Here is an 11,324-nt window from a genome sequence, read left to right as displayed (position 1 = left end):
TGGCGAAGAGGGGTGAGTCAAAATAGTTTATCCACTACGAACTTACTTTAGTTTAATGATGATGTCATCTAATAAAAATCGTGTTTTGTTGTTTGCTATTGATGCGGGATCAGAAGAGAAAGCGATCCTGCTGTTAGGTGCAACATTATTCAATACCACGGTATATTCATCAAATTTTTGGAAAGAACTGACAATAGAAACTTTTTTACTATCTTTCTTTGTGATGGCCGCTAAATTAGAAATGGCACCTTTGGTTGAAAAATCTGCACCCTGAATAACTTCAACAACAACATCTTCGCAAAAAGTGCTGTTACCTTCCGAATAAACGGCAGCTTTGAATGTAACTTCTACAGAAGTAGATGTGCCTGTATAACTCAGCGGAGCACTGTACAAGGTACCCACCGCACTGGAACCGCCAATTTTTATGTATCCAGGGCGTGTGGAGGTATTGCCATTTTTCCCCCAATACTCCATTCCCACACCTATGGTGTATTCTCTTGCTACATTTCCACCATCAAAAATATTGAATTCGCCACTCAGGTCGCAAAATGTCTGGCCTAAGGCAACATCTTCTGTATTGGCTCCTGAAGCTTTTTGCCAGTTCGCCCGGCCTAGTGCCGTACCAACCGTGTAGCCACCGGCGCTAAATACGATGTCGCCGCCGTGTACAAAATTGGAAAAATCCTGCGAAAGGAGAATATCACCCGATTTTGATGGATTGGTCGTCGTTACAGGCTGTGCAGAAAGGGTTTTAAAGTGTGCTGCGCTACTCAAAATGCCGCTTGCATTATCTTTAACTTTTAAATAGTAGTCTGTATTGTTTTTTAAACCGGAAAAGGTAAAACGCAATGGTTTTGGCAGACTCGCTGTAGAGGCAGCGAAAATTCCTGTAACATTGGTCCAGCTGACTTCTAAATCTGTACAGGCTTCATTTTTATAAAGCGACAGATTAAAAGAGTTGGCAATTTCGGTGTCCATTTTAGCGAAGTCGGTGAACGACCATTCAGCGGTGATCGTAGAATTGGAAGTATGAACAGGTTTGATGTATAGGATTTCAAAATCCGGTTCCACAATCCCGTAATTGGGGATGATCCTTGCTTTATTCGCATTTTTAGTGACAAAAGACCATGCTGATGTGGCTGAATATGGGAAATTTGCCCTTACCCGGGCATAATAAGATTGTCTGGGGTTTAAATTTCCGAATTCAAAATAATCATTTTTGTTGGTCGTATAAGTAAATAAAGGGTTATCTGAATTCGGATCAGCTAGTAACTGTACTGTATAAGAAGAGGCATTTTCTATAAAGTCCCAGGCAATAACAATGCTTTTACTGGTATATTCCAGTAACTGTACATTTTCTGGAATATGTTGCTTGTGCGCGTCACTAATGTCCATGTCCTGTTGATTCTTGCAGGACACCACCGCACTTATCATTAACATTATAAATGTTAAATGCACGAATGAAAGTTTCTTTGTCATAACGGTTAAATTAATAGGTAACAATGATGTCGTCTATATACAATCTGGAGGCCTGAACAGTACCGGCCTGGTTGGTACTCTCAGGAAGCAAGATGGCCAGGGATGAAGCATTTGTTGCGTTTTTAATAACGCAGCTCACCTCCACCCAGGTTAGCGTATTCATTTCCAGTGGAATTGACTCCTTGTTGGTCAGCAAATTGAGATTGGCAATGTTCACACCCAACACGCTTTTTGGAAACAGTCCGACCAGTACCGATGAAGGGAACGGCGCATTGTAAAACGCTACTTTAAAGGTGACTAAAATATCTTTTGTTTCGCCAGCACCAAGGGCCAGTCCTGGCGTAATAATAGAGCCAAACTCCGTTGCGGTAGCACTGGTGGCACCCAGTTGCAGATAACCCGGACGCATGTAATTTCTAACACCCAGCCAGTTTTCCAATCCCATTTCTTTGTACAGGGTAGGGTTTGAAGTTCTGATGGTAGAAGTTACCCCGGATCCGTTAGCGCCGTTTGTTCCTACCACACATAATATCGTCTCATCAGCCAGGGACATTTCTGCAATTGCTTTTGTAGAAGTTACACCGTCTTTATTACCAATACAGTCACCTCCCCAAAGAAACTTCGCGAAATTCTGTTGAACGAGTGTAGTCCCATTTGCCGTGATGGTTTGTATCGTTCCAAAGTCCTGGTTGTTTACTTTTACCTGGATTAATAATTCGCCTTGTGTGGTTGGTGTTCCTGAAACAGGGAGGTAAAGATAGCCGTCACCGCGGTCGGTAATGGTACCCTGGTTTCCATTAAACTGCAGACCTGCGGCACCTTTGCCCGTCAGGCTTACCTGTACAGGAAAGGATTCATTGCCGATTGCCTTTCTGTATGGTATTTTGATCTGCAGATTTGAATTTTGTTGAGCGATCAGTGTCCCCGTAAGCGCAAGGTACTTGCCATTCGGATATTTATACCACTCAAACAGTCCGTTGTTTTGCCGTACTTTAAGCGGAACGTTGGCCTGACCCGCACCATTTAGATAAATTGTGCCTTCACGTTTTTCGCTGATGTTCTGTAAACAGGTAACTTTTATTTTTTGATAGGATTTGCCGTCTCCCGTTCCGGAAGAAGGTTCAACTTTTATCCATTCATTGCCCGCAGGAATATCAATTGACCAATCTCCGGTTGCCCGTATGGTAAATTCTTTAGATTCTTCGAAGTAATTAAAGGATAGTTCATCTAAGTTTCGCTTTAAAAAAGGTTCATCCTCGTTTTTACTACAGGAGTAAAAGCAGGTGTTTAAAGCCAACAATAGAAATAAGCATAAATAATTTGGATATTTCATATTTATTCAATTTTACTTTGTTAGACATTGGTCTATCCAATAGAATATATATAAACTGAAACATTCCGACTTGCAGGAGCAAATATTGATTAAATATTTATGATTTCCAAAAATACAGAGATTTTTCTTTGATTATTTAAACGTTTAATTATATTTGTTTAATCGTTTAACTAAACGAGTAACTAACCAAATATAAATCTATAAAATAGTACCTCTATAAACCACAAACGGACGACTTGCATCGTAACAAAAAATTAAACCGGGTAAACTAAATTAAATTATGGAAGTGATTTTTAAATTCATTCGAGGAAGTGAGTATAAGACTTTTTTGCGCTATATCTCATTTTGTTTCGTATTGCTGTCCTCGATATGTCTGCGGGCCGGGGCACAGGAGCGTGCTCTAGAAGGGCGCGTGTATGATGAAGAAGGAAAAGTGCCGATGGCCGGAGTAACTGTTAAGGTCAAAGGAAAAAGCAATTCAACAGTAACCAATCAAAAAGGTGGTTTTTTAATTAAAGTTAGCCCCTCAGATACACTGCTGGTGGCTTATGTGGGCTATACAAGAATCCAGCGCATATACTCAGGTGAGAAAACCATTGATTTTGTCCTGAAGGAAGAAAAATTAATGATGGATGAGGTGGTAGTGGTAGGCTATGGCGTGTTGAAGAAAAAGGCTGTCGTAGGTGCTGTGTCAGAAATTAGCGGTGATGACATTAAGGACAGGCCCACACCGAATATAACCAGGGCATTACAGGGGCAGGTGCCGGGCTTAAACATTATCCAGGCCGATGGGAAGCCCAATCACGGAGGGAACCTGACGATACGTGGTCAGAACAACAGCTTTAAAGCAAGGAAAGTTGGGGGTGGGGAATACAGCAACAGCTTAGGACAAGGTGGAGGTGCTTTGGTATTGATCGATGGTGCCGAAGGAGACATCAATACCGTAAATCCTGAAGATATTGCCAGTGTAAGTGTTTTAAAAGATGCTTCTTCGGCTGCCGTTTATGGCGCAAGGGGAGCTTTCGGCGTGATATTGATCACTACTAAAAAACCTAAAGGTAATGCGCCAAAGATATCTTATAGTTATGCCCGCTCTATTATGGAAAGGACAGTGCTGTGGGAAGACCATATTGTTTCAGATCCGGTAGCCTGGGTAGACGGTTTTAGGGAGGCCTATTTGAATGCCATGCCAAATGGTACCGTGCCCTCATTGATGAACAATTACTTTCCTTATTCGGACAGCTGGTTTCAGGAATTAAAACGCAGGCAGGCTGATCCGACTTTAGATGATTATAATATTGATGCCAATGGAAATTACGTTTACTATGGTTCAACCAATTGGTTAGCAGAGTTCTATAAAAGAAGCAACAGCGCTAACGTACATTCCCTTAATTTTTCAGGAGGTAATGAATCTTCCAGTTATTACTTATCAGGCCGGGCTTACGAGCAGGATGGTATTTATAAAGTAGGAAATGAAGATTTTAATAAATACAACCTTCGCGGTAAGGGGAGTTTAAAATTAAAGCCCTGGTTAACTTTAGACAACAATACCAGTCTAAACATTAACAACTATTTGCAACCCATGATGCATTACGGGCAGAACGTAGTTGGCCGTCAGATTGATTTATTTGGTTTTCCGGTAGCTACGATTAAAAACCCGGATGACAGCTGGACACAAACTGCCGCCAAAGTAGGTTATGCGGCCTTTGCTGAAGGAACATCTTTTCAGGACAACAAGTCCATGGAAATCGCCAATACCACTTCGCTGTTGGTAGATATCATCCCCAGTGTTTTTAATGTAAGGGGCGACTTTACCTATAAGGCAATCCGTGCGCAAAGACAGCGTTCGGAAAACCTATATACTTTTTATACCGGATTAAATGCTTCGGGAAAAGATTATAACGATTCATCATTTGAAGACTGGAGATACGATACAGACTATATATCTGCAAATATGGTGGGTACCTATACGCCGAAACTTGCTGATGGTCACAATTTGAACATCATTGCGGGATGGAACCTGGAAGACAGTCGGTATAAAACCCAAAAGACTTACAGGACGGGGAACCTTTATCCTTCAAAGCCAGGCTTTACATTGATGGACGGAGAGTATTATTCCACTTTATCAGGGGGCAATTCATGGGGCCTGATCGGGGCATTTAGCCGCATCAATTATAATTATAAGAACAGGTACCTATCTGAAATTTCTGTCAGGTACGATGGCTCTTCCAAATTTCCTAAAGATTCTCAATGGGGATTTTTCCCTTCTGCATCGTTAGGATGGAATGTTTCTGAGGAATCATTTGTAAAAAAAGCAACTGGTAACTGGTTGAACAATTTGAAGATCAGGGCCAGTGTAGGCTCTTTGGGGAATGCAAACATCAGTCCTTATCAGTTTTTAGAGACGATGTCTTTCAGTAAGACTTCAGTGCTCATCAATGGAAACCGTGTACCTTATACGGAAGCTCCATCACTTATTCCTGACGGAATTACCTGGGAAAAGGTGACTACTTATAACCTGGGCCTCGACCTGGCGGTGCTGAACAACAGGTTGAATTTTGTTGGCGATATTTATAGCAGGTATACGGATGACCTTTATACCGTAGGGCCTAACCTGCCACAGGTTCTTGGAAGTTCGGCCCCGAAAGGGAACTTCGCAAGTTTAAAAACTACGGGCTGGGAAGCCAGTCTGACCTGGAAGGATAATTTTGAAGTGCGCCAGTCGCCGTTTAATTACAGTGTAAAAGCAATGTTGTGGGACAGTCGCAGTTGGGTGACCGATTATTACAATGCCAATGGTGACCTGACCACCTACTATGAAGGAATGGAACTCGGTGAGATGTGGGGTTTCAGAACTGCCGGTATTTATGCCAGCAATGCGGAAGCGAAAAACGGACCTGCTTACAATTTCTTTAAGAACGGTGAAATGTTTGAAGCTTATGCGGGAGATTTAAGATTTGTAGACATTGATGGAGACGGGATCATGACCAAAGGCGACCGCACGTTGAGCAGCCATGGTGATATGGAAATTATTGGCAATACCTCTTCAAGATACCAGTTTGGATTTAATCTTTCCGCCAATTGGAAAGGGTTCGGACTGTCGGCATTTTTCCAGGGTGTATTGAAAAAACAATGGTATCCCTGGACAGAGTCTGGGTTTTTCTGGGGGCAGCATAACCGCGCTTATGGCTTCCTGATGGAATCGCAAACCGGTGACCATATTGTTCAGGTGGATAAATCCAATGACAACTGGGTAGTAACCAATATGGATAAAGATCCGTACTGGACAAGAAGGATCTCTTTAGTAGCCAACAGAAACGATGGCCCCTTAACATGGGAAAATACGCATTACCTGCAGGATGCATCTTATATCAGGCTTAAAAATATCACTGTTGATTATAATTTACCAACTTCTGTTGTGAAGAAAGTAGGAATGAGCGGATGCCGGATCTATGTAAGCGCAGAAAACATGTGGACCTATTCACCGATGTACAAATACACTAAAATGTTTGATCCGGAGGTAATCGATTCAGGCGATAGTGATTTTGCCAGTTCAACATCATCGGGTTTAGGGGGGACGGGAAACGGTTATTCCTATCCAATGCTCAAAAACATCACGGTGGGCGTAAATATTAATTTTTAACCAATTCCTGGAATAAAATGAAAAAGAAAAATATAATCCACACCATACTTTTAGGACTTTTACTGACTTCGACGGTTTCTTGTAAGAAGTATTTTGACAGGGATACCTATGACTCTATCAGTTCAGATAAGTTCTTTGAATCAGAATCTGATTTAGAATTATATGCCAATGGTTTTATACAAAAAATGGTGCCTTCTGCCACTACGATAGGCTATAGTGACATCAACGCTGATTATTGTGCCGTTAATATCCCGCATGACCTGCTGAGAGCTGATGGCAATATTTCGCCTGGAAACCAGGGAGGATGGACTGAATCTTCCTGGAGTAACCTGCGGAACATCAATTATATGCTGGTCAACATGGTTAAGCTAAAAGGAAAGGTCAGCAATGAGGTTTATAACCATTACGAAGGTGTTGCGCGCTTCTGGAGGGCTTGGTTTTACTTCGACAAGGTAAAGACATTCGGAGCGGTACCTTATTATGATTATGTGCTTAAATCCAGCGATACAGAAGCAACTTCCAAAGCCCGGGATTCGAGGGAATTTGTAATGGATAAGGTTTTGGAAGACCTGAATTTTGCGGCCCAGAATTGCCTGGCTACCGATAAATTTAAAGGGGATGGTTCTGTCATCAATAAATATGTGGCCCTGGCCTTCAAATCCCGTGTTTGTTTATTTGAAGGAAGTTACAGGAAATACCATCAGGTGGATCCTTCGACTGGCAATGCCTGGGTAAATTCACAGACGGCTTCAAATAAATTCTTCAATGAAGCGGTCAGTGCTTCTGAACTGCTGATGGGCTCAAATGTGTTTAGTTTAGTGGATGTGGATAAGGAAAAGTCGTACAGAAGTTTATTTACCTCTGAAAAACTATTGACTGCCGAAGTAATCTGGGGACGTTACTTTAGCAAGGATTTGTCTATACTTCACGATTTGTCATGGGTTTATTATTCACCGACATATGGTAGTAAGGTATCGCTGACTAAAAGATTTGTAAATACCTATCTGATGAAAGACGGAAAACCATTTACCGACAAGGCGAACTATAAAACCATCCCTTATACACAGGAGTTTACCGACCGGGATACCCGTCTGGCACAGACGGTAATTTCTCCCAGTTATAAAATGACAAACAATGGTACAACTGCATTATACGCACCGAATTGGTTGGTAACGCGTACCGGGTATCATCCAATAAAATTTTCTCTGGATAACAATGCTGATAATATACTTTCAAGGGCCGCCAGCTGGAACAGTCTGCCGATATTCAGATTTGCAGAAATCCTGCTAAATTTTGCAGAAGCTAAAGCTGAACTCGGTCAGTTCGGTCTTCCGGAATGGAACAAATCTATTGCCCTGTTGCGTACAAGGGCTGGGGTTACACCAGTTTTTCCTACAACTGCCGATTCATATCTGGTAAATTATTATCAGAATACCATTAACGACCCACTGATTTTAGAAGTCCGCAGGGAAAGGGCCATAGAAATGTGCCTGGAAATGGAATTACGCTGGGACGATTTGATGCGCTGGCATATGGGCGACCTGCTCAATAGCAGCAACAATCCCTGGACCGGAATGTATATTCCAAACAAATCCCAGTCTTACGACCTGAACGGTGATGGACAGATTGATTTTGAAATTGGTACTTCAGAAAGTGTAAAATCGATTGTGGTTAGTTCCAGTAATGTGAACCAGAGTTTTTCTATAAACGCAGACAATAATCTGGTCTGGAATTATCAGCGTGTATGGGCAGAGTATAAATACCTGAGGCCAATACCAACAGAAGCAATAATCAGAAATCCAAACCTGACACAGAATTATCTGTGGAAGAATAAATAAGTCCAATTTTTAATGATATGACTATGAAAAAATTAAGTTTTATCTTTCTCCTCTTCGTGACAGTATGTGCATGTAAAAAACAAAGCACTGCGAAAAAAACAGGGCAGGAAGAAGTACCGATAAAGACCGAGCTAAGCGATGCCACTACTTTATATGGGCTAGTTTTAGACCAGAATAATACACCATTGCCAGGAATAGTTTTTAGTGATGGGTTTACGACTGCAAAAACAGACCAAAACGGTGTATATCAACTGAGCAGACATAAAAAAGCGAAGTTTGTATTTTACAGTATCCCTGCCGATGGCGAGATTATGGTAGATGAGAACAATTATCCGCTGTTTTACCAGGAGCTGGTCAGCAAAGAAAAAAGGATCCGCCATGATTTTAAGATCAATAAAAAAGCTACAGCGCAAAAGTTTACCTTATTTGCTGTTGCCGATCCGCAGTGCCGAAACTTGGCAGAACTGGCCCGCTTTAAGAATGAAACTATAGCTGATATCAAAGTTAACGTACCTAAATACCCGAATGTGATTGGGCTTACTTTGGGGGACATTATTTTTGACACACCAGAATTGTGGGGCGAAATGAAAAATGCAATGGCTAAACAGGCACTCCCTTTTTTCCAGACGATAGGAAACCATGACCATTTGCAGACAGCGACCAGCGAAGACGTAGGAGAGGAAGGTTTTAGAAAACAGTTTGGCCCTACTTATTATTCTTTTGACAGAGCCAATACCCACATCGTAGTAGTCGACAATGTGATGTATTCGGAGAAACAAACCTATCGTGGTGGCTTGCTTGAAAATCACTGGAAATGGTTGCAGGAAGACCTTGCACATGTAAGCAAAGACAAGATGGTGATCTTCGCATGTCATATCCCATTCAGAAATGGTAACTCAGTTAATCATGTGGATTATTATAGCGAGATTTTAAACCTGCTGAGTACATTTAAAGAAGCCCATATTTTTGCCGGACATACCCATTACCAGACCAATTATATCCATAATATAAATGGTAAGGAAATTTTTGAACATGTTCATGGGACTGCGAGTGGTGCCTGGTGGAACTCAACTATCTGCGCTGATGGTACACCAAACGGTTATGCAATTTACGAAATTGAAGGTAACGTCATGAAAAACTGGAAGTATAAGTCGACCAATTATCCAGACGATTTTCAAATGAGGGTGTACAATGCCGATCAGGTGTTTGGCCCCGCTAATAAGTACACCTATGTTTTTGGTGCCAGCGTTAATCTCAATCTTAGCGGTTCCGGCTGGATAGTGGCCAATATCTGGAATGCCAGTAAATACTGGAAAGTAGAATTGTTCCAGGACGGGCAGAAAGTGCAGGATATGGTTGCTAAAACATCTCGTGATTTATGGGCTACTTATTACCATATGGAAGAACTGGGTAAAACAAAGGGTTCTGATTTTGATAAAACAGAAAACCATTTTTACATCGGTAAATTGTCTGGAAATGTCAATACCGCAAATTTTGAAGTTCGCGCAACAGATGGTTTTGGAAATGTATATAAAGCGAATAACCTGAAAGTAGATTTCTCGGGTATTGGTGTCTATAACTAAAATGGATCGACTATGAAATATTTGATTTGTATGCTATTTATTAGCCTGGGATTTTTTTTTAATCCGGTTTATGCCCAACTCAGGCTTCCTTCTTTTTTCTCTGATCACATGATCCTGCAGCGGGATACGGTGACTTCGATATGGGGCTGGGCACGGGCTGGCGCAGAAGTAGTGGTCATTCCGGACTGGACAACAGATTCTTTAAAAGTAACTACAGATGGCAATGCAAAATGGCAGTTGAAGTTGCCGGTGGGAAAAGCCGGAAAACCACACCGCATTAAAATCATCTCAAAAAAAGATACGGTTATCCTTAATGATGTAATTTTTGGAGAGTTGTGGTTATGTTCAGGGCAATCTAATATGCAATGGAATGCATTGAATGATTTAAAAGAAATGAAAGATGTGCTGCCGGGTATCCGTAATTCCAATATACGGTTTTTAAATGTGAGTAATATCGCTTCAGCTTATCCGCAGGACGACCTGGTTAACTCATGGCAGCTGTGTGATTCTACAAGTGCCTCAACATTCAGCGCCATCGGATATTTTTTCGCTGAAGAAATCTCCAAACGCTTAAATGTACCGGTGGGGATCATCAATGCCAGCTGGGGAGGTACCTGTGCGGAAGTATGGACACCAGGGGAACTAGTCATGAACGATGAACTGTTATTGAAGGCTTCGCAGCTGAAGAAGGTTGCGCCCAGAAAACCAAACCTGCCCGGCTATGCCTGGAACAGTATGGTCCACCCTTTGGTTGGATACACTATTGCGGGCGTACTTTGGTATCAGGGAGAGGATAATGTGGCTTCTTATGACTCGTATGAACGCTTATTCGCGATGATGATCAAAAGTTGGCGCAAATCCTGGAATGATGAATTTCCGTTTTACTTTGCGCAGATTGCCCCCTATACCTATAAAAATAAAGAATTGCCGAAAGCAGCTTATTTGCGCGAGCAACAGACCTTTACCGCATTGCATAACGAGCGGGTGAAAATGGTGCTGACATCAGATCTAGTTTCGGACATCAAAAACATCCACCCTACAAGAAAAAGAGAGGTAGCGAAACGCTTTGCTAATGTCGCCCTGCACGAGAATTACAAAATTAACCTTCAGAATCCTTATTCAGCATTGTATAAGGCTGCACAGGTAAAAGGGGATAAAATAGAAGTGTCTTTTTTTAATATGGAGGGAAATACATTTGATAACAAATCCGGAGAAATTGAAGGATTGTTTATAGCCGGGGAAGACCAGGTATTTCACCAGGCAAAAGCAAAAAGTATGAGGGCCAGACTCCTGGTGTATAGCGATCAGGTTAAAAAACCTGTAGCTGTACGGTATGCTTTTTCTGAAACTGATGAAACCAGACTGCATACCACTAACGGACTTCCAGTATCCCTTTTCAGGACGGACAACTGGTTGCAGTTCACTAAAAAAGAATAAAAGAGAAGAGA

General features: G+C 41.7%; 6 protein-coding genes. 4 read left to right on the top strand and 2 right to left on the bottom strand.

Going from position 1 to position 11,324, the window contains the following annotated elements; genetic code table 11:
- Positions 1-42: 42 nt before the first annotated feature.
- Complete coding sequence (locus PHEP_RS18830; RefSeq protein WP_015809575.1) at positions 43-1,440, bottom strand: phage tail protein; 1,398 nt, start codon at positions 1,438-1,440, stop codon at positions 43-45.
- Between the two features lie 49 nt (positions 1,441-1,489).
- On the bottom strand, positions 1,490-2,812 hold the full coding sequence (locus PHEP_RS18825) for a BACON domain-containing protein (RefSeq protein ID WP_015809574.1): 1,323 nt from the start codon (positions 2,810-2,812) through the stop codon (positions 1,490-1,492).
- Between the two features lie 280 nt (positions 2,813-3,092).
- Here PHEP_RS18825 and PHEP_RS18820 point away from each other — a divergent pair, with 280 nt between their 5' ends.
- Genes PHEP_RS18820 through PHEP_RS18805 form a run of 4 tightly spaced genes read left to right on the top strand, consistent with a single transcriptional unit; the run spans position 3,093 to position 11,313 of the window.
- Positions 3,093-6,455 (top strand): SusC/RagA family TonB-linked outer membrane protein, encoded by a 3,363-nt coding sequence (locus PHEP_RS18820; protein WP_015809573.1) that lies wholly within the window; start codon positions 3,093-3,095, stop codon positions 6,453-6,455.
- A gap of 17 nt (positions 6,456-6,472) precedes the next feature.
- Positions 6,473-8,293 (top strand): RagB/SusD family nutrient uptake outer membrane protein, encoded by a 1,821-nt coding sequence (locus PHEP_RS18815; RefSeq protein WP_015809572.1) that lies wholly within the window; start codon positions 6,473-6,475, stop codon positions 8,291-8,293.
- Positions 8,294-8,316: 23 nt separating this feature from the next.
- Positions 8,317-9,876 (top strand): calcineurin-like phosphoesterase C-terminal domain-containing protein, encoded by a 1,560-nt coding sequence (locus tag PHEP_RS18810; protein ID WP_049772281.1) that lies wholly within the window; start codon positions 8,317-8,319, stop codon positions 9,874-9,876.
- A 12-nt stretch (positions 9,877-9,888) separates the two neighbouring features.
- Positions 9,889-11,313 (top strand): sialate O-acetylesterase, encoded by a 1,425-nt coding sequence (locus PHEP_RS18805; protein ID WP_143715777.1) that lies wholly within the window; start codon positions 9,889-9,891, stop codon positions 11,311-11,313.
- Positions 11,314-11,324 lie beyond the last annotated feature (11 nt).

Origin of the sequence: Pedobacter heparinus DSM 2366 (genome assembly GCF_000023825.1) — a bacterium.
GTDB lineage: Bacteria > Bacteroidota > Bacteroidia > Sphingobacteriales > Sphingobacteriaceae > Pedobacter > Pedobacter heparinus.
Note: the sequence above shows the minus strand (reverse complement) of the source record. Positions and strands in the feature narration are given on the sequence as shown.